18 protein-coding genes are annotated in these 21,063 nt (G+C 62.0%); 7 read left to right on the plus strand and 11 right to left on the minus strand.

Annotated elements, in window-relative coordinates:
• Positions 1-86 precede the first annotated feature (86 nt).
• From AWB64_RS14900 to AWB64_RS14920, 5 genes are all read left to right on the plus strand, one after another.
• Positions 87-1,514 carry an FAD-binding oxidoreductase gene (locus tag AWB64_RS14900; protein WP_060856208.1) on the plus strand — a complete coding sequence of 476 codons (1,428 nt, stop codon included), beginning with the start codon at positions 87-89 and terminating at the stop codon, positions 1,512-1,514.
• Between the two features lie 23 nt (positions 1,515-1,537).
• On the plus strand, positions 1,538-2,515 hold the full coding sequence (locus AWB64_RS14905; RefSeq protein ID WP_099050539.1) for a sugar ABC transporter substrate-binding protein: 978 nt from the start codon (positions 1,538-1,540) through the stop codon (positions 2,513-2,515).
• Positions 2,516-2,583: 68 nt separating this feature from the next.
• Positions 2,584-4,092 carry a sugar ABC transporter ATP-binding protein gene (locus AWB64_RS14910; protein ID WP_060856209.1) on the plus strand — a complete coding sequence of 503 codons (1,509 nt, stop codon included), beginning with the start codon at positions 2,584-2,586 and terminating at the stop codon, positions 4,090-4,092.
• A gap of 31 nt (positions 4,093-4,123) precedes the next feature.
• On the plus strand, positions 4,124-5,122 hold the full coding sequence (locus tag AWB64_RS14915; RefSeq protein WP_060856210.1) for an ABC transporter permease: 999 nt from the start codon (positions 4,124-4,126) through the stop codon (positions 5,120-5,122).
• A gap of 134 nt (positions 5,123-5,256) precedes the next feature.
• Positions 5,257-6,114 carry an SIS domain-containing protein gene (locus AWB64_RS14920; protein WP_060856211.1) on the plus strand — a complete coding sequence of 286 codons (858 nt, stop codon included), beginning with the start codon at positions 5,257-5,259 and terminating at the stop codon, positions 6,112-6,114.
• A 14-nt stretch (positions 6,115-6,128) separates the two neighbouring features.
• Here the strand turns inward: AWB64_RS14920 and AWB64_RS14925 are convergent, their stop codons facing one another.
• The 8 genes from AWB64_RS14925 to AWB64_RS14960 form a co-directional block, all read right to left on the minus strand.
• A complete protein-coding gene (locus AWB64_RS14925) occupies positions 6,129-7,034 on the minus strand; it encodes a PhzF family protein (RefSeq protein ID WP_060856212.1) in 906 nt (301 codons plus the stop codon).
• A gap of 231 nt (positions 7,035-7,265) precedes the next feature.
• Positions 7,266-8,036: an SDR family NAD(P)-dependent oxidoreductase gene (locus AWB64_RS14930; protein WP_060856213.1), complete on the minus strand. Its 771-nt coding sequence runs from the start codon at positions 8,034-8,036 to the stop codon at positions 7,266-7,268.
• A 21-nt stretch (positions 8,037-8,057) separates the two neighbouring features.
• On the minus strand, positions 8,058-9,149 hold the full coding sequence (locus AWB64_RS14935) for a glycerol dehydrogenase (RefSeq protein WP_060856214.1): 1,092 nt from the start codon (positions 9,147-9,149) through the stop codon (positions 8,058-8,060).
• A 9-nt stretch (positions 9,150-9,158) separates the two neighbouring features.
• Positions 9,159-9,818, minus strand: coding sequence for an HAD family hydrolase (locus tag AWB64_RS14940; RefSeq protein WP_060856215.1), 660 nt, complete (start codon positions 9,816-9,818; stop codon positions 9,159-9,161).
• Positions 9,815-11,320, minus strand: coding sequence for a xylulokinase (locus AWB64_RS14945; RefSeq protein WP_060856216.1), 1,506 nt, complete (start codon positions 11,318-11,320; stop codon positions 9,815-9,817). The genes AWB64_RS14940 and AWB64_RS14945 overlap by 4 nt, the downstream gene beginning before the upstream one ends.
• A 260-nt stretch (positions 11,321-11,580) precedes the next feature.
• A complete protein-coding gene (locus AWB64_RS14950) occupies positions 11,581-12,525 on the minus strand; it encodes an ABC transporter substrate-binding protein (protein WP_060856336.1) in 945 nt (314 codons plus the stop codon).
• 101 nt (positions 12,526-12,626) lie between these two features.
• Positions 12,627-13,655, minus strand: coding sequence for an ABC transporter permease (locus AWB64_RS14955; protein ID WP_060856217.1), 1,029 nt, complete (start codon positions 13,653-13,655; stop codon positions 12,627-12,629).
• Positions 13,648-15,201, minus strand: a complete 1,554-nt coding sequence (locus tag AWB64_RS14960; protein ID WP_060856337.1) for a sugar ABC transporter ATP-binding protein — start codon at positions 15,199-15,201, stop codon at positions 13,648-13,650. Before AWB64_RS14960 ends, AWB64_RS14955 begins: the two co-directional genes overlap by 8 nt.
• A 260-nt stretch (positions 15,202-15,461) precedes the next feature.
• On the opposite strand from AWB64_RS14960, the gene AWB64_RS14965 reads away from it, so the two are divergent.
• Together AWB64_RS14965 and AWB64_RS14970 are read left to right on the plus strand one after the other, a co-directional pair.
• Positions 15,462-16,154: a FadR/GntR family transcriptional regulator gene (locus AWB64_RS14965; RefSeq protein WP_060856218.1), complete on the plus strand. Its 693-nt coding sequence runs from the start codon at positions 15,462-15,464 to the stop codon at positions 16,152-16,154.
• 310 nt (positions 16,155-16,464) lie between these two features.
• Complete coding sequence (locus AWB64_RS14970) at positions 16,465-18,660, plus strand: TonB-dependent receptor (RefSeq protein ID WP_208603281.1); 2,196 nt, start codon at positions 16,465-16,467, stop codon at positions 18,658-18,660.
• A 75-nt stretch (positions 18,661-18,735) separates the two neighbouring features.
• Here AWB64_RS14970 and AWB64_RS14975 read toward each other — a convergent pair whose 3' ends face one another.
• Genes AWB64_RS14975 through AWB64_RS14985 form a run of 3 tightly spaced genes read right to left on the minus strand, consistent with a single transcriptional unit; the run spans position 18,736 to position 20,924 of the window.
• The gene (locus AWB64_RS14975; protein ID WP_060856220.1) at positions 18,736-20,325 is read right to left on the minus strand and encodes a PepSY-associated TM helix domain-containing protein; all 1,590 of its coding nucleotides are present in this window, start codon (positions 20,323-20,325) and stop codon (positions 18,736-18,738) included.
• Between the two features lie 6 nt (positions 20,326-20,331).
• A complete protein-coding gene (locus tag AWB64_RS14980; RefSeq protein ID WP_244164067.1) occupies positions 20,332-20,655 on the minus strand; it encodes a hypothetical protein in 324 nt (107 codons plus the stop codon).
• Positions 20,652-20,924 carry a hypothetical protein gene (locus AWB64_RS14985; RefSeq protein WP_157766635.1) on the minus strand — a complete coding sequence of 91 codons (273 nt, stop codon included), beginning with the start codon at positions 20,922-20,924 and terminating at the stop codon, positions 20,652-20,654. The genes AWB64_RS14980 and AWB64_RS14985 overlap by 4 nt, the downstream gene beginning before the upstream one ends.
• Positions 20,925-21,063: the final 139 nt, after the last annotated feature.

Raw genomic sequence — 21,063 nt, forward strand, 5'->3', positions numbered from 1 at the left:
TCTACTTAAGTTGAATCGGCGTTTCTGCTCATGGAAGGAAAGCTGGAAGCGAACCATTGCTCGATCCCATCTGCTGGAGACATTCAATGCAAGACAAGCAGCCCTCCGGACACACTCAGCCCAACGCCGCGGTTACGGCGCTGCGCGAGGCGCTCGGAGCCGACGTGGTCAGCCTTCCGCATGAATTCGCGGGGCGCAGGAACTCGGATTCGAGCCGCATGCCCTGCGACGAACCGTTGGCATTGATCCGTCCGCGCACGACCGAACAGGTCGCGACCGTCATGCGGATTTGCCACGAGCACAGGCAGCCGGTCGTCACGCAAGGCGGACTGACGGGCCTCGCGGGCGGCGCGTGCTTGCTCGGCGGAGAGGTTGCGCTGAGCCTGGAACTGATGAACGGCGTAGAAGCCATCGACGAAGTCGGCGCGGCCATGACGGTCTGGTGCGGCACGCCGCTTCAGGTCGTGCAGGAAGCCGCCGATGCCGCCGGTTTCATGTTTCCGCTCGACCTCGGCGCGCGCGGAAGCTGCACGGTAGGCGGCAACCTCGCGACGAACGCAGGCGGAAACCGCGTGATCAAGTACGGAATGATGCGCGATCAGGTGCTGGACATCGAGGCGGTGCTCGCGGACGGCAGTGTGGTCGGCGGCTTGCGCAAGATGATCAAGAACAACACCGGCTACGACCTGCGCCACGTGTTGATTGGCAGCGAGGGAACGCTCGGCGTCATCACGCGCGCCGTGCTGCGGCTGCGGCCAAAACCGCGGGCGGTATCGACGGCATGGTGCGGATTGCCGGACTACGACGCGGTCACCACGCTCTTGCGACGCGCTCAGGAAGGCTTGCCCGCCGGCGTCTCGTCCTTCGAGGTCATGTGGCCTGGTTACTACGATTTCGTGTTGTCGCGGTTGCCCGAATTGCGCGCGCCGCTCGAAGGCAGGCACGCGTATTACGTGCTGCTCGAAAGCAGCGGCGCCGACCCGCAACGGCAAGCGGACGCGTTCGAGGATTTCCTCGCTGAGATGCTGGAGACAGGCGTGATCAGCGACGCCGCCCTCGCCTCCTCCGAATCCGACGCCGCCGCGTTCTGGGCGATCCGCGACGCCCCCGGCGAGTATCAGCGCCTGATTCCCGGCCGCGTTTCCTTCGACGTGAGCTTTTCGATCACAGACGTGGGCCGCGCCGCGCACGAATGCGAAAAGCTGCTTCGCGCGCGCTGGCCCAACGCAACGATCCTCATCTACGGGCATCTCGGCGACGGCAACCTGCATATCGTCGTGCAGGAACCCGACTGGCCGCCGACGACCGCGCCCCAAGTGCAGGAAGTCGTCTATGGCGTGACCGGCGCAATGGGCGGATCGGTCTCGGCCGAACACGGCATTGGCACGAAGAAACTGAAGGTGCTCGGGTTATCGAGGACACCGGCCGAACTGGCCGCGATGCGCGCAGTGAAAGCCGCGCTCGATCCGCTGAACATCTTGAACCCAGGCAAGTTGTTGTTGAACGTTGTTTAAAAATCCCGATAAAAGGAGGAGACATGACGCGATTCGTGAAGAAGGTGATGTGTGGTGTGGCGCTGGCAGTCGCAGGTGTAATCGCGGCATCGCCGGCAATGGCCGCCGACAAGATGAAAGTGGGTATCTCCATGAAGGTGCTCAACGCGCCTTATTTTTCGGCCGCCATGGAATCGGCCAAGGCGCGCGCGGCCGAACTCGGCAATGACGTCATCACGGCCGACGCGCAAGGCAAGATGGGCAAGCAGATTTCGGACGTCGAAGACATGCTGACGCGCGGCATCAAGGTGCTGATCATCGATCCGGCCGATCCAAAAGGTCTCGTCAACGTGGTCAACACAGCGACCGCCGCGGGCGTCAAGGTGATCGTGATCGACAGCACGCTCGATCCCAAAGCCAACTACCTGACACTCGTGCAATCGTCCAACCGCGAGAACGGTGCGCTGGTTGGTTCGTGGGTCGTCGACACCATGGGCGACAAGCCGCTGAAGATCGCGCTGATCTCGGGCGAGAAAGGCAATCCGGTTGGCAAGGAACGGCGCGATGGCGTGATTGAAGGGATTGTCGAAGCGCAGCTTGCGAAGACCGGCAAGGTCAACTTGCAGATCGTGGGCCAGGGCTGGGGCAACTGGTCCGACGAAGGCGGCCTGAAGGCGATGGAAGATCTGCTCGTCGCCAACAAGGACATCAACATGGTGCTCGGCGAAAACGACAGCATGGTGCTGGGCGCGCGGCGCGCCATCGAAAGCGCGAACCGCACGGGCATCACGCTGGTTGCCGCCGCCGATGGCCAGAAGGAAGCGCTCAACCTGATCAAGCAGGGCAAGTACGGCGCGACCGCGCTGAACGATCCGGCGCTGGTTGCGCGTACGGCGGTGGATATTGGCGTGAAGGCGGCGAAGGGTGAAGCCACCAACGTGCCGAAGATCTCGTACACGCCGTCCGCTGCAATCTACAAGAGCAACGTCGACAAGTACTACAACCCCAAGGCGATTTTCTAACGCCTGCGGGTTCATGCAAGAGCGCGCCGGCGAGTCCGGTGCGTCCCGCATTCTGGAGACACCTTCCTATGATTCCCTTTATTGCGCTGACCGGCGTGGACAAACGCTTCGGCGGCATTCACGCCATCGAGGGCGTGGATTTCGACGTCTTCAGCGGCGAAGTCCACGCGCTGGTCGGCGAGAACGGCGCGGGCAAGTCCACGCTGATGCGCATTATCGGCGGCGGTCATCAGCCCGATTCCGGGACGATCAAGGTCGAAGGACACGAGATGTCCTTTCGCAATCCGCACGCGGCGATGGAAGAAGGCATCGCGGTGATTCATCAGGAAACGGCGTTGGCGCCGGATCTGTCCGTGGCGGAAAACGTGTTCCTGGGCGCGTTGCCGGCGGTCATCGACTGGGGAACGCTGCGCAGGAATGCACGTGCGCTGATCGCAAGTCTCGGCTTCGATATCGATCCCGCCGCGCTCGTCGCCGACCTGTCGGCTGCGCAATGCCAGGTGATCGAGATTGCCAAGGCGCTGAGCCGTCAAGTGAAGCTCCTCGTACTCGATGAGCCCACGGCCGCACTCGCGCCATCGGATGCGAACAAGCTGCTTGAAATCGTGCGCGAGCTGCGTTCGCGGGGCGTGGGCATTGTTTATATTTCGCATCGGCTGGAAGAGGTGTTTGCGATCGCGGACCGCATCACTGTGCTGAAAGACGGCAAGCGCGTGGACACCATCAAGCCGGCCGACGTCACCATGGACGGCCTGATCCGCAAGATGGTCGGCCGCCCTCTTTCCGTGCTGTTTCCACAACGCCATGCCACGCTCGGCAAGGAAGTGCTGAAGGTCACGGCGCTGGTGCGCGGTCATGCGGTGCGCAACGTATCGTTCACGCTGCGCGCCGGTGAAGTGGTCGGCCTGGGCGGGCTGATCGGCTCGGGACGCACGGAAGTCGCACGCCTGATCTTCGGCGCGGACACGCGCGATTCCGGCACCATCGAATTGAATCAAAAGGTCATGGCGATCCGCTCGCCAATGGCCGCGGTCAAGGCCGGTATCGGCTTCGTGCCGGAAGACCGCAAGGGGCAAGGCGCGGTGTTATCCATGCCGATTCGCGTCAACGCCACGCTCGCCGCGCTGAAGTCGGTAAGCAGTCCGGGAGGGTTCCTCGCCTTCGGCCGCGAACGCGCCTTCGTGCAAAAGCTGATGGAACAACTGCGCATCAAGGCGCGCTCCATGGACGCCGATGTCTCCACGCTCTCGGGCGGCAATCAGCAAAAAGTCGTGCTGGCGAAATGGTTCCACGCGGACGGCGACCTCATCATCCTCGACGAACCCACGCGCGGCGTGGACGTAGGCGCGAAGGTCGAAATCTATACGCTCATCAACCAGCTTGCCGAACGCGGCAAGGCGGTGCTCGTGATTTCATCCGAACATCAGGAACTCATGGGCCTGTGCGATCGAATCCTGGTGATGGGCGAAGGCGAGATTCGCGGCGAACTGCAACCCGCCGATTTCAGCGAGGAACAGATCCTCTCGCTGTCGCTGCGCCGCGCGCCGGACGAAGCGCCGGCCACGCTCACTCATTAAATGCATTGTGAATAATCCGGAGACCCGCATCATGAATCCCAGCGCCGTCACCCCGAAAACGCATCCGGCGAGCTCGGCACAGGCCCACGCAAAACAATGGTGGTCCGTCGCGCGACGCTTCAACACGGTCGCAATCCTGATCGTGCTCGTGATTGCCGCGTCGTTTGTATCCAGCGACTTTTTCTCCGTGCCCAACCTGTCGAACATTTCGCGTCAGGTCGCGGGCGTCGGCATCATGTCGGTGGGCATGCTGCTGGTCGTGCTGACGGGCGGTATCGATCTGTCGGTGGGTTCCATCGCCGCGCTTGGCAGCGTGTTGTCCGCATTGCTGATTCCGCAGTACGGGCTGACGGTCGCCCTCCTCGCCACACTGGTTATCGGCGGCTTTTGCGGCTTCGTATCCGGCGCGCTGATCGCTTGGTTTCGCTTGACGCCGTTCGTTGTCACGCTCGCCATGATGACGGTCGCGCGCGGTGTCGCGATGATCGTGTCGAACGGCTCGCCTATTCTCGTCGATGACCCCGGCCAGGCCCTGCTCGACTTCGGCCGTCATTCGTACTTCGGCATTCCCGGTCCCACGCTCGTGATGCTGATCGTGTTCGTGATCGGCGGCATTGCGTTGAACCGCTTGCGCGCGGGCCGCGTGGTTCGCGCGATAGGATCGAACGAAGAAGCCGTGCGGCTTTCCGGCGTGCCGGTTGCACGTCATGTGCTTGGCACGTATGTCAGCTCGGGATTGCTGGCGGCGCTCGCCGGCATTATCTCGACGTCGCGCGCGGGCGTGGGCGCGCCGACCGTTGGCGTGGGCGATGAACTCACCGTGATCGCGGCGGTGGTGATCGGCGGCGCGAGCCTTGCCGGTGGCAAGGGCGGCGCGCTGAACACGCTGATGGGCGTGCTGATTCTTGGCGTGATCGGCAACATCATGAATCTGGCGAGCGTGCCGGGATACCATCAGCAAGTGGTGATGGGCGTGATCATTGTCGCGGCCGTGCTGTCGCAGCGCGGCGCGCGGTTCTGGCGCCGCTAGGCGGAGCCGCCGCGTTTTCCGGCTAATCCGATACACTTGGAAGCCAGGTATCAACGCAGGACATCCGCACAAAGAGCACGAAGCACGGGGCGCCGCTTGCGGCGCCCCGTTCATAATGAACGAAGGAATATCGAGTGCCCGATTACAACATCCTCGAACTGATCGACCGCGCGCGTCCCAATCTGCGCCGTGGCAGCCGGCAAGTGGCCGAGTACATTCTCGCAAACCTCGGTTCCATCTCAGACATCAACCTGGCCGAACTCGCGCGCAACGCGAAAGTGAGCGAGCCTACCGTGCTGCGGTTTTGCGCATCGCTCGGGTGCAGCGGCTTCAAGGACTTCAAGATTCGCGTGGTGCAGAGTCTCGCGCTCGGCGCGCCCGCCACGCATTCGGTACTCGGCAGGGCCGATGATCCTGAAACCGTCGCGACCAAGATCTTCGACTACACCATTACAAGCCTCGACTGGGCGCGCAAGAAGCTGGATTTCGCTGCCGTCGGACGCGCGGTCGATCTGCTGGCGAAAGCGCGGCGCATCGAGTTCTTCGGGTTCGGCGCGTCGGGCATTGTCGCCCTGGACGCGCAGCAGAAGTTTCCGCTCTTCGGCGTGCCGTGCGTTGCGCACCAGGATTCGCATCAGCAATTCATTGCGGCGTCCATGCTGAAGCCCGGCGACGCCGTGGTCGCCATTTCCAACACCGGGTCCACGCGATCATTGATCGAAGTCGCGCGAACGGCGAAAGAACGCGGCGCGAGTGTGATTGTCATCACCGGCTCGAATAGCCCGCTGACGAACTTTTCCGATGTCGCGGTCATTGCCGAGACGCTCGAAAACACGGACGTATACACGCCGACGACCTCGCGCCTCGCCGCCCTTGTGATTATCGATATCCTTTCGACGAGCGTAGCGCTGCGCAAGGGCGAGGCGCATACGCTCGAAGTGCTGGACATGAAAAAGCGTCTTGCGGACATGCGTTCCACGGGCGTGATTTGAATCGATGAAATGGCTCAGCCTTCTCCATCGAGATAAAACGAGCCTTCCATCACGCTTACGCATGTCCCGCCGATACGCACGCGCGGCTGACCGTCATGAACATCCACGGTTGTAATCAACACGCTCGGGCGGCCCATATCGACGCCCTGGCTCACACTCAGCAACAACCTGGACTCACCCCGCACGTCAGCAATAAGCGCCACGGCTGCCGCGGTCGCGCTGCCCGTAGCAGGATCTTCGGTCATGCGCGGCGTGAACATCCGGGACTGGATATCGCAGGATGTGTCGTTGCCGACATCTCGCGTATAGGCATAGATCGATACCGCGCCATCGACGGGCAGCACCTTCTTGTAGTCCACGAGACTGGGAATGCACCGGCGCAACGCTTCCCGCGATGCAAGCTCGGCCACGACAAACGGCAGGCCGACAGACGCCACTTGCGGCGCGTGAGCGTCGGTGCGGATATCGGATGCATCGAGCGACAAACAGGCGGCCACGCTTTCGGCCGAGAGCGTCGACAGGCGTGTCAGCCGTTCCGGCACGGTGAGTTCCGCGCCGGCCACGACTCCGCCCTGCTTCATTTGCGTGACCGGCACCAGGCCCGCGGCCTCCTCGAACACGAGCCGGTCGGGCAATGGCGTTCCGTTCGCCGCGGCTCGCGTTGCAAGGACGAACGCGGTGCCTATGTTCGGATGCCCGGCAAACGGAATCTCGCGGCTTGGCGTGAAAATGCGGACCCAGGCGGTATGCGCCGGGTCGCGCGGCGGCAATACGAAGGTGGTTTCGCTGTAGCCGAACTCGGCGGTTATCGCCTGCATCTGGCTGGTGGAGAGACCTTCTGCGTCCAGCACGACGGCGACCGGATTGCCGTGGAATCGTGTGTGGGTAAAGACGTCCGCTGTGACGTAACGACGGTTCATGGCTCATGCCCCTGTAGGATGATGCACCCGCGACAAGCCCTGATTGTGGCCTTATCCATCGGTCATGCACCATGTACAGTTGCGTCAGCGAGCATTGGGCCAGCATCCCGGATTCACCGGATCACATGCACAGTTTTATGACTGCGAACACACCGCCGGCGATCTCGCTGGCATCTCGCTGGAAAACAGAAGCTGCTGAAAGACCCTGGCTCACGCTCGAAGCCCAAGCCGTCAAACCCCGCTTGCGTATCCGCCGTCCACCGGCAACGTCACGCCCGTGATGAACGCCGACGCCGGCGATGCCAAAAACAGCGTCGCCCCAACGAGGTCGTCGACTTCGCCCCAGCGCTTGAGCGCGCTGCGCGCGGCGATCTTGTCGGCGCTCGCCGGCATTTCCCAGAGCGCGCGCGTCATGTCTGTCCGATGATAGCCCGGCGCGATCGCATTCACGCGCACGCCCGCGGGCCCGAACGCGTGCGCAAGCGAACGCGTCAGGCCCAGAATGCCCGTCTTGCTCGCGCAGTACGCGGGCACTTCCACGTCGGCGATATAGCTAAGCATCGAGGCCACGTTCACAATCGAGCCGTGGGCGCGCTCAAGCATGTCGCGAGACGCCATCGCGAGGCGCATGGCGGCGGTCAAGTTCACATCGATCACTTCGCGAAAGACATCGTCACGATATTCGTCGGCGGGACGCGCGACGCCCGCTGCATTCACCAGCACATCGAGCGCGCTCAATGTTGCGACGAACGCCTTGATTGCTTCGTTGTCGCGCACATCCAGTTGCTCGAAGCGAATGCCCTTGAGCGTAGTGTCCGCGCGCAAGGCCTCGAGCTTTCGCGCCGAACTGCCTGTCGCGATCACTTGCGCGCCGAGCGCGGCGAACCCTTGCGCGATCGCGAGGCCAATGCCGCTCGTTGCGCCCGATACGAGCACCTTCTTTCCATCGAAAAGGCCGGGACGGAACGCCGCCGTTTCCTGACCCTTGAGTTCAGTTGTCATGTTGTCTCTCGTGTAGATTGATTAGTCAACCTGATCGAATCGGGCCGCATAGCGGTCCATCGCTTTCAATGCGGCAATGACCAAAGGTACATCAACGGGATACGGTTCGTTGTGGATGATCTCGCCCGCGCGGCAGGCACGCTTCGCCACGGTTTCGAGCGCGGCCTGATCGGCGACGTCCACGTTGATTTGGGAAAGCCGCGTCGGCAAGCCGACTGCCCGGCAGAATTCAAAGACACGTCGCCGCTCGCCGTCTGGCACCGCCGATAAAAACAGCGATGCGAGCACGCCAATCGCGACCTTCTCGCCATGCAGCAAGCCGTGCGACGAAGGCAGGTCCGCCAGGCCATGATGAATCGCGTGCGCCGCCGCAACGCCGCCCGACTCGAAGCCAATGCCCGAAAGCAATACGGTCGCCTCCAGCGTGGCGTCGAAATCCGGCGTCACGATTTGCGCTCGGCAATCGTCCACCGCCTGCACCGCATGCGCGAACAAGGTATCGCGGCACAGCTTTGCGGCTTCGAACGCGAGCGCCGTGCCACGGCCGCCGCACAGATTCTTCGCATAAGCACGGCGGCAGGCATCGGCTTCATAAAAGGTCGCGAGCGCATCGCCAATCCCCGCGATAAAAAATCGCACCGGCGCGCGCACGATCAGGCTGGTATCGAGCAGCACGAGATCCGGGTTCCGACGTACAAAACGATCGCGCACCACGCGGCCTTCCTCGTCGTAGATCACGGCGAGCGCGGAACACGGCGCATCGGACGCCGCGATGGTCGGCACGCAGACGAACGGCAGGCGCAGGTCATCGGCGGCGGCGCGGCCGGTATCGACCACCTTGCCGCCGCCAAACGACACCACGATGTTCGCTCCGCTCTCGCGAATCCATTCAGCGGCGGCGGCGACCGAACGCTCGGTGCAGGCGGCATCGACGGCGCGCACGACAAGTTTCACGCGCTCGGCCTTCGATAACGCCGGCTGCAATAACGAAGCGACGTTGCTGTCGACGAGACACGCGGCGTGCGTGCCGAGACGCGCGAGCTCGGCATCGAGTGAATCGAGCGCGCCTGCGCCCTGGACATATCGTGAAGGGAAGATGCTGGTTCTGAGCATGGTCGTGGATCAGGAGTCAAGTTGAACGCCGAGTGCGGCGGCGAGTTCATGTTCGGAGAAGACTACTTCGGAGCTGTCGGGGAAAGACGCCGCCGCGCTCGCATGTTCCGGCCACGCGAGCACGCGCATGCCGGCCGCAATGGCCGCACGCGCACCTGTTGGACTGTCTTCGACCACGACTGCTTCGTCCGGCGTGACGCGCAGCAGCCACGCAGCGCGTTCGTAGGGTTCGGGATCGGGCTTGCCGGCGCGCACGTCGTTCGCGCTGATCGAGACGAGTTGCGGGTCCTGCAGATCAAGTGCGCGAAGCCCGGCTTCGAGCAACATGCGCGATGAATTCGATACGATCGCCTGCCGGATCCCTGCCGCGCGCACGGCGTGATACACGCTCAACGCGCCGGGGCGCGGTTGCATATTTGCCGCCGCGGACACGTAGTGGCGTGCGCGCGTCATGGACCATTGACCGTAGTCGAAATCGATGCCGAAACGCGTACTGCAATAGCGATGAACCTCGCGTCCGGTCTTGCCGAATATCGATGCGTGCAGGTCGTCGTCTGCCTCCAGTCCGTGCTGCTTCAGCACGGCGACGAGCGTGTCCAGATGCAGCGCTTCGCTGTCGGCGAGCGTACCGTCCATGTCCCATAGAACTGCCTTGATTGCGCGCGTCATGCATGGATCTCGGCAAGACGATCGAGGTCGTCATAGAACTGTTGCGAACTCGCGTAGAGCCGCTCGAAGATTGGCATCATCCGGTCGTAGATGTCGCTCGCGCTCGGGTCCGGCTGGACCTCCCGCTCGAACTGCACGAAGGCTGCAACGGCGTCGGCCACGCGCGCAAACTGGCCGTGCGCGGTGGCCGCCAGAATCGCGCAGCCCATCACGCCGCACTCCACTTGCGCCGGTACGAGAATCGGGGTTCGATACATGCTCGCCTTGATGTCGAGCCACAGCGCCGCCTTCGCCCCGCCGCTCGCGGCAACGAGCCGCTCCATGCGCACGCCCGCCGATTCGATCACGCCAATGTGCCGTCGCACGCCGAACGCGACCCCTTCCAACACCGCCCGATGCAGATGCGCCGCGCCATGTTTCGCGCCGATGCCAAAGAATTGCGCCCGCGAATTCGAGTGCTCGCCGAGACGTTCGCCGGTGAGATACGGCAGGAAAAAAAGGCCTTCGGAGCCGACCGGCGCTTCGGCCGCCTTTTGCGCGACGGCTTCGTAGCTCAACGCGTTTTCGTGAAACGCGCGACGCGCCCAGCGCACGGCGTCGCCGCCTGAGTCGAGCAGCATGAAGCGTCCCCAAAGCCCTTCGGCGGTCGCCACGTTCGATACTTCCGGATGAAGCATGGGGGTATCGGCGATCACGGTAATGATGGACGACGTACCAGTGATGTCCGACCCGAGACCGGGCGCGTACACTCCCGAACCGAGCACGGACAGCGGATAATCCGCGCCGCCGACGAGCACCGGCGTGCCTTCACGCAAGCCGGTTGCTTCGGCGGCGTTCGCCGTGACGCTTCCAAGGATTTCCTGCGGCGAGCGGATGGGCGGAAACTTGCCGATATCGAGGCCGAGCGCATCGAGCATCGGCCGGGACCAGGTCCGCGTTTGCGGGTCCATCAGGAAGCTCGTGGATGCGTCGCTCCAGTCCCACGCGCGTTCGCCGGTCAGCCGGAAATTGATGTAATCCTTTGACATGAACACGGTCGCGGCGCGCTCGTACGCCTCGGGTTCGTTCTGCTTGAGCCATTGCAGCTTGAAACCGGGCCACGCGGGCGTCGCGGGGTTCGCCGTCAGCGGAAGATATGAAGTGGATGCGTTGCGGGCCCGGAAGGCTTCGACTTGGGCGAGCGTGCGTTTGTCGTTCCAGAGCGGCGCGGTTTCGCGGGTGAGCCGGCCGTCGGCATCGATCAGGACCGTGCCGTGCATCTGGCCGCATGCGCAGACAGCAGCAATGTTCGCAGCGGCGTTCGGGACGCTTTCAAGCACTTCGCGAATGGCGCCGGCAGCGCCTTGCCACCAGTCCGCCGGGCGTTGTTCGGACCAGCCGTAACGGGGCACGATCTGCTCGTGCTCGCGCGCGGCCATCTTCACAATTGTTCCACGTCCATTGACGAGGGCAGCGCGGACACTGCCCGTGCCAACGTCGATGGCAAGGTAATACGTCTCCATGACCCGAGTCCCCAGGTATTGCCTGAACGAGCGAATTCGTCGTGCGAAAGATACGCCGCGACCACGCCAAGCTTCTAATTAACGTTATCTTGACTACGTTTTGTAGCCATGTCAATTAGCTGCTAATGCTTATTCTGCCTTGCATATTCAGTTCAGGCTCTGGAAAATCTCGGTTTCAGTCTCCTACTTTCGTTGTTTTCACTAACTTTATTTTCTGACGATGCGGAAGGTGCTTCCGCATCGCCGCGCTGCCGGAAACGTCAATACAGCACGTTCTTCGCGACCGGCTGATCGATGTTGCCTTTGTCGACCATGACCACGCCTGTATCGACGAATTTCGGCGGCGATTTCTTCTCGATCACGCCGACCACCGTTTCGATTCCTTTGTAGCCCATCTGATAGGAACCCTGCACGGCGATCGCCTGGATCGTGCCGTCCTTCACGAAGTTCTGCAGATCCTGATTGCCATCGAAACCGATGGCCACGATCTTTCCGGCCTTGCCCGACTGCGCCAGCGCGCGGCCCATGCCAACGGCGGTCGGTTCGTTCGCACCGAAAATGCCCTTGAGGTCGGGGTTCGCGGCAAGCACGTCAGTGGTCTGGTTCAACGCGTTCGCCATTTGCGATTGCGAGTAGAACGGACCCACCACGGTCAGCTTCGAATGCGCCTCCAGGTACTTGCGGAATCCGCCAACGCGCGCGGCTTCCGAACCCGCGCCGGCCACGTACGACATCAGCGCGATCTTGCCCGTCTGCCCAACCTTCGCAATCAGGGCCTGGGCGCACAACTCGCCAGCCTTGGCGTTGTCGGTGGAAAGGAAAGCCTGGTAATACTGTTTGCCCGAATCGGACAACGCCGAGTCGATGATCACCACCGGGATATGCGCCTCCCAGGCCTTCTTGACAGCCGGCACGAGCGCGTCGGGATCGGAAGCGGCCAGCACGATGCCCGAGACCTTACGGTTCACCGCGTTCTCGACCATGTTCACTTCGGCTGCGATGTCCGACTCGGCGGCCGGCCCCTGGAAGGTCATGGTGTAGCCCTTCTCCTTGGCCATGGCCGCAGTCGCGCCCTTGTTGACGTTCTGCCAGTAGTTCGAATCGGCGCTCTTCACGATCACCGCGATCTCGCCGCCTGCGGCAAAGGCCGTGCTCGCGGCAACAGTCAGCACGGCGGCAAACATTGCCTTGCTTGTCAGTTTCATGGTCAGTTTCATGTCTCGCTCCTTTGGTTTTATAAGACCTCTTCGGCCCGCTTCACTTGGTGCTCGTCGAACGCTTCGGATTCCTTCACGCTCGATAAAACTCATCGCCGGTTTCGAATCTGGTCGATCCAAACCGTGCCCAGAATCACGAGGCCAATGATGATCTGCTGGATGAAACTCGATACGCCGTTCATGTTCAATCCATTGCGCAAGATGCCGATCACGAACGCGCCAATGGCCGTCCCCGAGATCGTGCCCACGCCGCCCATCAGCGACGTTCCGCCGATCACCGCGCTGGCGATGGCATCGAGTTCGTACATCACGCCTTCGTTCGGCTGCGCGGTCACGAGCCGCGACATCAGCACGCAGCCGGTCAGACCCGCCAACGCACCGGACAACACGTAGGTGAAAAGCTTCACGCGATTCACGTTCACGCCCGACAAACGCGCCGCTTCCGCATTCGATCCAACCGCGTAGATATGCCGTCCCAGCGACGTGCGGCTGAGCATGATCGCCACCAGAACGGCGAGCACGACCATGATGATCACCGGATACGGAATGCCGGGAAAGACCACGTCGGGAAAACCATCCGAACCCATCCGGACGATGCGGAACAGCGACCCGTTGCCGAGTTCGGCAAACGAATCGCCGAGACCCGATACCGGCCGCGCGCCGGTAATCTGCAGCGCAAGTCCACGCGCGACAAGCATCATCCCCAACGTCGCGATAAACGGCGGCAAGCCCATGCGCGTGACGAATATGCCGTTGAACGCGCCGCAAATCGCCCCGACGATCACGCCGCCCAGCATGCCAACGGGCACCGGAACGCCCGCCTTCACGAGCAGCGCGGCGGCCACGCCGGACAGCGCCAGCACGGAACCCACCGACAGGTCGATACCACCGGTAATGATCACGCACGTAGCACCGAGCCCGAGATACGCAATCGACGTCACCTGCAGCGCGACCGTCATGCCGTTGCCCAGAGACATGAACGCGTTGCTCGTCGCGGAGAACACGACCACGAGCATCACCAGGCTGCCGAGCGCGGCGAACTTCTGTATCAGGTCGCGCCGGCGTTCACGAGCGCGTGCGCGATCGGCATGAGCGGGATCGGTAGTCATCTCAAGCATGGGTCGTCCGTCCTGATGCGTAGTGCATGATTTCTTCCTGATTGGTGTTGCGGGTTTCGAGCACGCCCGCTATTTCGCCTTCGTGGAACACGGCCACGCGGTCGGTCATGCCCATGATTTCGGGCAACTCGGAACTGATCAATACAACGCCAATGCCCTGGGCCGCGAGCCGGTCCATGAGTTCGTAGATGGCGTATTTCGCGCCAACGTCGATGCCGCGCGTGGGTTCGTCGAAGAAAAGAATTTTCGATTCACGGAACAGCCATTTGCTGATCACCACTTTCTGCTGATTGCCGCCCGACAGATTGCGCGTGATCTGGTTGGCGCCCGGCGTGCGGATGCCGAGCGCATCGATATATTTGCGCGCGACCTTCCCTTCTTCCTCGAAGCGGATAAATCCGCCCGCGCCCGACACCGCTTCCACGTTCGCGAGCGTGATGTTCTTTGCCACCGTCATCTGCAGCGCGAGGCCATTGCCCTTGCGGTCTTCCGAGAGATAGGCAATGCCGTTGCGGATTGCATCGATAGGCGAATGAATCGACAAGCGCTCGCCGCCCAGATGAACGTCGCCCGCGTCCACCGGATCGGCGCCGAACACCGCGCGCGCCACTTCCGTCCGGCCCGATCCCATCAAGCCTGCAAAGCCCAGGATCTCGCCGCGACGCAATTCGAAGCTCACCGGCCCGAACACTTCGCGGCGCTTGAGTCCGTTGACGCTCAGCAGGACGTCGCTGGAAGGCTGCGATTTGCGTTCGGGGAAAACGTCGTCCAGAGCGCGGCCGACCATATGCGACACCACTTGTTCAATGGTCGTGGCGGCAAAGTCGTCGGTGGAAATCGTGCGGCCATCGCGCAGCACGGTCACGCGGTCGGCGATCTCCGCAAGCTCGTCCAGCCGGTGCGAGATATACACAATCCCCACGCCCGACTGGCGCAGTTCCTTGATGATCCGAAACAGGTGCACCGTCTCGGATTCGGTCAGCGACGACGTAGGTTCGTCCATGATCAGAAGCCGCGCGTTCAGCGACAGCGCCTTGGCAATCTCGATCATCTGCTGCTGCGCGACCGACAGCGCCCCCACCAGCGTGCGCGGCTTGAGCGGCAAGCCGATCCGGTCAAGCGCAGCTTGCGAATCGGCGGCAAGACGAGCGCGATCGATAAACAATCCGCGCTTCGGCTCGCGCGCCAAGAAGATGTTTTCAGCGATCGACAAATGCGGAATCAGGTTCAGTTCCTGATGAATGATCGCGATGCCGGCGGCTTGCGCATCGAGCGTGGAAGCGAAGTGCTGCACGCGGCCATCGAGATAGATCTCGCCTTCATCCGGCCGGTATTGGCCGCTGACAATTTTCATCAGCGTCGATTTACCCGCGCCGTTTTCGCCGCAAATGGCATGGACTTCGCCCGCGCGAACGTCGAAGCTGACGTTCTGCAGCGCGATCACGCCGGGAAAGCGCTTGCCCACGCCGCTCAGACGCAGCAAGGATTCCGCTGATGCGCGATGCGCGGGCCCGTGGTCCGGCACGACACGCGGTTCGGCCGTCATGTTCATTGCACGGCCCGCGAGACTGATTGGGACGGATGCATCGGCTTGTGTCTCCTCGATGTAAGTCGATCCTGCAGTCAAAGTGGTCAAGCCAATTTAGTGTTTGAAGAGGCGGCCTGACCTGCTGCTAATGATAATGGCGTTATGCCTGCGCTGGAATCGAGGTATTTACCCTTATATCCAACGACATACGCCTCAGGCGATGCTGACGCGAATTGGTCAAGCCACCTTACACGTTTCGCGTTACGCATCCGAGTCCCATGACATCACTCGTCAAACCCGTTGAGACACGGCGGCTATATCAGTCCATCGCCGATCAGATCAATACGCTGATCCGCCATGGCAGTTTCCAGGCCGGCACACGGCTGCCGCCGGAACGTGAACTGGCGCAGCAACTCGGGGTATCGCGTCCCTCGCTGCGCGAAGCGTTGATCGCGCTGGAAATTCGCGGACAGGTCGAGATCCGGATGGGCTCGGGTGTCTACGTCTGCGATGGCGGAAACGAAACGTCGCCCCTCACCGCCATGGGAGAAAGTCCAACCGAACTCATGCAGGCGCGCGCGGCGATTGAAGGATCGGTGATCGTGCTGGCTTGCACGCGGCTCACGTCCGATGGCACGGCCAAGCTGCAGAAAAGCCTGGATATCATGCGTGAACTGATCGCAGCGGGCCGTTCACCGTTGGAACCCGATCGCCAGTTCCATATGACGATTGCCGAGATTGCCGGGAATTCCGTACTGACGCGGCTCGTGGGCGAATTGTTCGACGGTCGCAACGATCCTATCGCGGCCAAAGCCAGTGTGCTTTCGGAGAACATCACGACCTGGGGCGTCGCGTTATCCGAGCATGAACGGATTCTCAGGTCGCTCGAAGCGCGCGATCCGATCGCTGCGCAGGCAGCGATTCGCTCGCATTTGAAGGCGTCGGAGGAACGGTGGGTCGGCGACGCGTAAGCACGCGTTGCGCCACCGGACCGATGTCCTAACGCCCAAAAAAACTTTCCGCCACACCTCGTTATCATTTGTGTCGTTTTTTTGGTGGCACAAATGATAACGATTCGCATTCGTGTATAATTCGCGCGGTTGTCAGTTCTTGTTGTCCAGTTGTAAGTCCAAACTCGCAAGTCCAGACATTACCCCACTACAAAGCACCGTTCCGTTGCCCATCGCCGCCTGATGGATCGACGGGGCGAAATCACGACCACTTCGCTACTGCACTCCTTCGATGCTTCCAATCAAACAGCAATCGCTTCGCGTCCGGCCGATGTCCGCTGCCGTCCGTCACGTTTTCCTCCGCGCGGCAGTGCCGCTTGCCATGGGTGTCGCCGGTATTGCGGGTGTTGCGGGGAGTGCGCATGCACAAAGCAACGGCACGGCCGACGCCGCCGACAAAACCTTGCCCGCGGTGAAGGTACAGGGAACCGCGGAAGCGCTGCCCGGCGATTTCGCACCGACATACAGTGGCGGTCAGGTCGCGCGCGGCGCGAGCTTTGGCGTGCTGGGTGACCAGAAGATGATTGACGTGCCATTCAGCATGACCACGTACACGTCGAAGCTGATCGAGGACCAGCAGGCGCGAACGCTTGCCGATGTGCTCGACAACGATCCGTCCGTTCGCTCCAGCCTCGGTTTCGGTAACCAGTCGCAAGTGTTCGTTATCCGTGGTTTCCAGTTGAACGGCGACGACATCTCGCTCAACGGGCTCTACGGCATCACCCCACGTCAACTCGTGGCCACGGAAACGCTGGAACGCGTGGATGTGTTCAAGGGCGCCAACGCTTTTCTGAACGGCGCGTCGCCGACCGGATCGTCCATTGGCGGCGGTGTGAACCTGCAATTGAAACGCGCCGACGATAAACCCCTGACACGCGTGACGGTGGAGGGAACGGCGTCGGGCGAACTCGGCACGCACGTGGATGTGGGCCGCCGCTTCGGCAGCGAAGGCCAGTTCGGTGTTCGCGTGAACAGTTTTGTGCGCGATGGCGAAACCAGTGTCGACGACGAGCACAGGCGCAGTACCGCGACGTCGGTTTCGCTGGATTATCGTGGCGACAAATTGCGTCTTTACGGTGACTTCCTCTACCAGCGCGAACGCGCCAACGAAGCGCGCCCCACGGTCAATCTGAGCGGTACCGACATTGTGATCCCGGCGGTTCCGTCGGCGACGCATAACTACGCGCAACCGTGGTCATTCACCGCGCTCGAAGACACGGTTGGCATTGCGCGCGCCGAATACGACTTCATGCCGGGATGGACCGCGTATGTGGCAGGCGGCGTGCATCACGCGAACGAGCATGGCGATTACTCGTCGCCGAATTTCAACGGCGATACAGGGTTGACGACGGCATATCGCTTGGGCGTTCCGCGCAAGACCGACGCCTACTCAACCGAAGGCGGCGTGCACGGACGGTTCAATACCGGTCCTGTCTCGCACTTCGTGACCTTAGGCGGGTCGCTCACAAGTATTGAAGACCGCTCGGCCTTCGATTTCTCCAGCACCTTCAATACCGACCTCTACAACACGCCTCAGGTGCCGCGCCCGTCCGCAAGCCCGGTCGGCAATTTCGCGGATCCGTTCGTGACGGACCGCGTGCTGATCCGCAGCGTGGCGGTATCGGACACGCTCGGCTTTCTCAACGATCGTGTGCTGTTCACGCTTGGCGCCCGACGCCAGGAGTTGCACCAGAACAACTACGACACAGGCACTGGCAATCTCACGTCGTCATACAACGACTCCATCACCACGCCGATTCTCGGACTCGTAGTCAAACCGTGGCAAAACGTCGCGTTCTTCGCCAATCGCAGCGAAGCGCTGGCTCAGGGACAACCGGCGCCATCGACGGCAGCAAACTTCGGCACGAATCTCGCACCGTCGCGCTCGAAACAATATGAGGTCGGCGTGAAATACGACACGAACCACTTTGGTTCGACGTTTTCGGCGTATCAGATCGAAGAGCCGACCGCGTACACCAACGCCGACAATATCTTCGCGGCGAACGGGCGCGAGCGGCATCGCGGGCTGGAAGCATCCATCACGGGCGAACCGATGCAAGGCGTGCGCTTGCTGGCAGGTGCGTCCTACATCCAGGCCGAATTGCTCAATACCGCTGGCGGCCTGACCGACGGCAATCGTCCTACTGGCGTGCCCGCGTTCCTGTTCAACCTCGGCGCGGAGTACGACATTCCGATGGTGCCCGGCCTGACCGTGACCGCACGGTATCTCCACACGGGCAAGCAATACTTCGACGTTGCCAACACCGCATCGATTTCATCGTGGAATCGTTTCGACCTCGGCGCGCGCTATGCGACCAACGTGTTCCACAAGAACACGACCTTCCGGATCAGCGTGCTGAACGTGGCGAACAAGGCCTACTGGGAATCGGCCTCCACGTCGGGCCAGGGATACCTGACCCAAGGTGCACCACGCACGTTCCTGTTCTCGATGACAACGGACTTTTAACAAGGACGTGGTGTTGTAAAACAAAGGCGCCGATGGAAGTTTCATCGGCGCCTTTTTGCGTCCGGATCATGCTCTTCACGTGCCGTGGAGAGGGCGTCCCCAAACGCTATCCCGCCCACCCGTCGCGACACGCCGCGCCGTTACCCGCAGCATCCATCCGAAGCAGCCCGCTGCAATCAGCGCACAGATATCGACGCCAACGGTCGCGGAATCGAACCACATTCCCGTCGATGGAACCAGCCATCCAATAACCGATGCCGCCGGCACGAGCAAGGTGGCGCAGATCGTCAGCGCCAGCAATTCGACCGATCCACGCGCAGCGCCCCGCAGGAACGCCCAGCCAATGCTCGCCAGAAAAACCGTGTAATAGATCCGTGCATGCCACGCAGGCAGATCCGCGACGCGCCCGCTCAGCAATTTCCCGGCGGCGAGTGTCGCGGAGATCCCGGCCATGCAACCGAGCGTCACGCCCACCGTCAGCGCGGCCATGAAATAAGTGGATGGCCGTTGCTTCACCACGCCGCTTTCCCCGCGACGCTCGGCCTTGCGACGGCTCTCGATCCACAACAGGTTGCCCGAGTAAAACAGGAACGCGCCGCCGAGCCCCAGGAACAAATACGCCCATTGAATCGTTTCGCCGCCATAGCTGCCAAAATGCAGCGCGAAAAATGCACTGGTGGCCGCGGACCACGCGGTGCCATCAGCGCCGGGAAGAAATTGCGCATTCAGGAAACGGCCGGAAACGGGATCGAGCAACGCGAAGCCGCCGCTGCGCGCGAGATAACGCGGATCATCGCCGGCCACGAACACGGTGGCGCCGGGTTCCCCTGCTCCCCGATAACTCAGTTCGCGAGGCTCGAACGCAGGCGCGCGCTGTTTCACGGCGGCGAGAATTTGCCCGGGCGCAAGCAGCCTTGTGGGGTCGACGCCCGGCTCGACCGGCGCCTTCGCAAAATACGGGTTCTGCGCTTGCCTGGTGGCATCGAGCGTGCCGCCGTAGATCACGCGGTCCTGCACCGGAAAGATGTAGTCGTTCAATCCGAACGCGACGACCGATAGCGCCATCACCACATGAAACGGCAGGCTCAGGATGCCAACGACGTTATGCGCATCAAGCCACATCCGCTTGAGGTTCCTGCCCACGCGCACGACGAACAGATCCTTGATCAGGCTCGGCAACAGCACGATCACGCCCGACACCAGCGCGAGCCCGTACACCAGCGACACCACGCCCATCACGCCCATGCCAACGCTGAAACCGCCGGGAATGCCGGCCGTCATGTGCAGGATATCGATAAAACGCGCCGCGTCCGAGAGCCCACGGGTTTGTGTCCGAAGCTTGCCCGCAGTATCGAGCGTGGCGGAAATACGCTGCGCCTTGCCCCTTGCACGCCACGATAAACTCGCTTGTCCCTCGGGTTCGAGCCGCAAGGTGAACTGCCGCCGCGCGTCGGGAAAAGAAGCCAGCGTCTGTTCTATCACCGAAGATGCCTGCGTCAAGGGAAAGACCTGCGTGTTGGCGGCGGGCGGCGTGACCCATGCGTCGAGCGTGTCCTTGAACATGGTCACCGCGCCCGCATAGAACGCGATAAAAAGCGCGAGACCGGCAACAATGCCCGTCCACGTATGAACCGTCTTGTAGACGCGAATGACGTCGCTGCGCATGCTTTCTCAGTGAGCCGACAAAAAGTGACGGGCCAGCGCGAACATCGCAAAACCGAATGCATTGGCGCCGCCAAGCCAGAGCCACGCGCGCAGGCCGCTGCGAAACACGAAGCTCGCGCTCATCACGCCGATCCATACCGGTGGCACGAGCCACATCGCGACCTGGAATTTGTTTTGTGCATCGAGCGGACCGGGCGTGAGACAGGCGAGCAACCCGCTCGCGGCAATCCCGATCCCAAATCCGCCGATAACGCCCGCAAGCGTCTTGAGCGTCCAGTCGCGCGACAGATTTTCGCGGTCGCGCCCGGATTTGCCTGCCTTCGAACTCACCGCGAAGCGCCCTGCAATCGCGACCGCGCAAGCAGCACGCCGATGAACGGACACGCCGTGAGACATGCCATGACCGCGGTGAAAACCACGGCAAGCGATGTCGCCGGATTCAGCCCTTTCGCGCCGATCACGAACGCCGTGCTCACGAACACAGTCGCGAGCGTCCTGCAAGGCCGGGGCGCGAGCGGTGCGCGCAACCATCGCTGCCCGGGGGCCGCGAGATAAAACAACAGGGAGCCGGCGATCGCGAACAAAACGGATGCCGGCATGAAGAGGTCATGCATCGAAAGAAAGCGCGATTTAGCTGCCCAAGACGAACAAACAGATTTCGGGCACGTTATTGAGAATCATTATCATACAGAAATTCACGATTCAGCGTGGCGTTGACTTGGTGCCTCGCAGGCGTAC

This window comes from Caballeronia sordidicola, from assembly GCF_001544455.2.
GTDB classification, from domain to species: domain Bacteria; phylum Pseudomonadota; class Gammaproteobacteria; order Burkholderiales; family Burkholderiaceae; genus Caballeronia; species Caballeronia sordidicola.

Bases quoted from the DNA above. Each gene is read 5' to 3' on its own strand.
- AWB64_RS14985 (WP_157766635.1), bottom strand. From the start codon at position 20,924: ATGCCGGCATCCGTTTTGTTCGCGATCGCCGGCTCCCTGTTGTTTTAT.
- AWB64_RS14910 (WP_060856209.1), top strand. From the start codon at position 2,584: ATGATTCCCTTTATTGCGCTGACCGGCGTGGACAAACGCTTCGGCGGC.
- AWB64_RS14915 (WP_060856210.1), top strand. From the start codon at position 4,124: ATGAATCCCAGCGCCGTCACCCCGAAAACGCATCCGGCGAGCTCGGCA.
- AWB64_RS14960 (WP_060856337.1), bottom strand. From the start codon at position 15,201: ATGACGGCCGAACCGCGTGTCGTGCCGGACCACGGGCCCGCGCATCGC.
- AWB64_RS14950 (WP_060856336.1), bottom strand. From the start codon at position 12,525: ATGAAACTGACAAGCAAGGCAATGTTTGCCGCCGTGCTGACTGTTGCC.
- AWB64_RS14945 (WP_060856216.1), bottom strand. From the start codon at position 11,320: ATGGAGACGTATTACCTTGCCATCGACGTTGGCACGGGCAGTGTCCGC.
- AWB64_RS14970 (WP_208603281.1), top strand. From the start codon at position 16,465: ATGTCCGCTGCCGTCCGTCACGTTTTCCTCCGCGCGGCAGTGCCGCTT.
- AWB64_RS14930 (WP_060856213.1), bottom strand. From the start codon at position 8,036: ATGACAACTGAACTCAAGGGTCAGGAAACGGCGGCGTTCCGTCCCGGC.
- AWB64_RS14900 (WP_060856208.1), top strand. From the start codon at position 87: ATGCAAGACAAGCAGCCCTCCGGACACACTCAGCCCAACGCCGCGGTT.
- AWB64_RS14935 (WP_060856214.1), bottom strand. From the start codon at position 9,149: ATGCTCAGAACCAGCATCTTCCCTTCACGATATGTCCAGGGCGCAGGC.
- AWB64_RS14940 (WP_060856215.1), bottom strand. From the start codon at position 9,818: ATGACGCGCGCAATCAAGGCAGTTCTATGGGACATGGACGGTACGCTC.
- AWB64_RS14975 (WP_060856220.1), bottom strand. From the start codon at position 20,325: ATGCGCAGCGACGTCATTCGCGTCTACAAGACGGTTCATACGTGGACG.
- AWB64_RS14965 (WP_060856218.1), top strand. From the start codon at position 15,462: ATGACATCACTCGTCAAACCCGTTGAGACACGGCGGCTATATCAGTCC.
- AWB64_RS14925 (WP_060856212.1), bottom strand. From the start codon at position 7,034: ATGAACCGTCGTTACGTCACAGCGGACGTCTTTACCCACACACGATTC.
- AWB64_RS14955 (WP_060856217.1), bottom strand. From the start codon at position 13,655: ATGCTTGAGATGACTACCGATCCCGCTCATGCCGATCGCGCACGCGCT.
- AWB64_RS14905 (WP_099050539.1), top strand. From the start codon at position 1,538: ATGACGCGATTCGTGAAGAAGGTGATGTGTGGTGTGGCGCTGGCAGTC.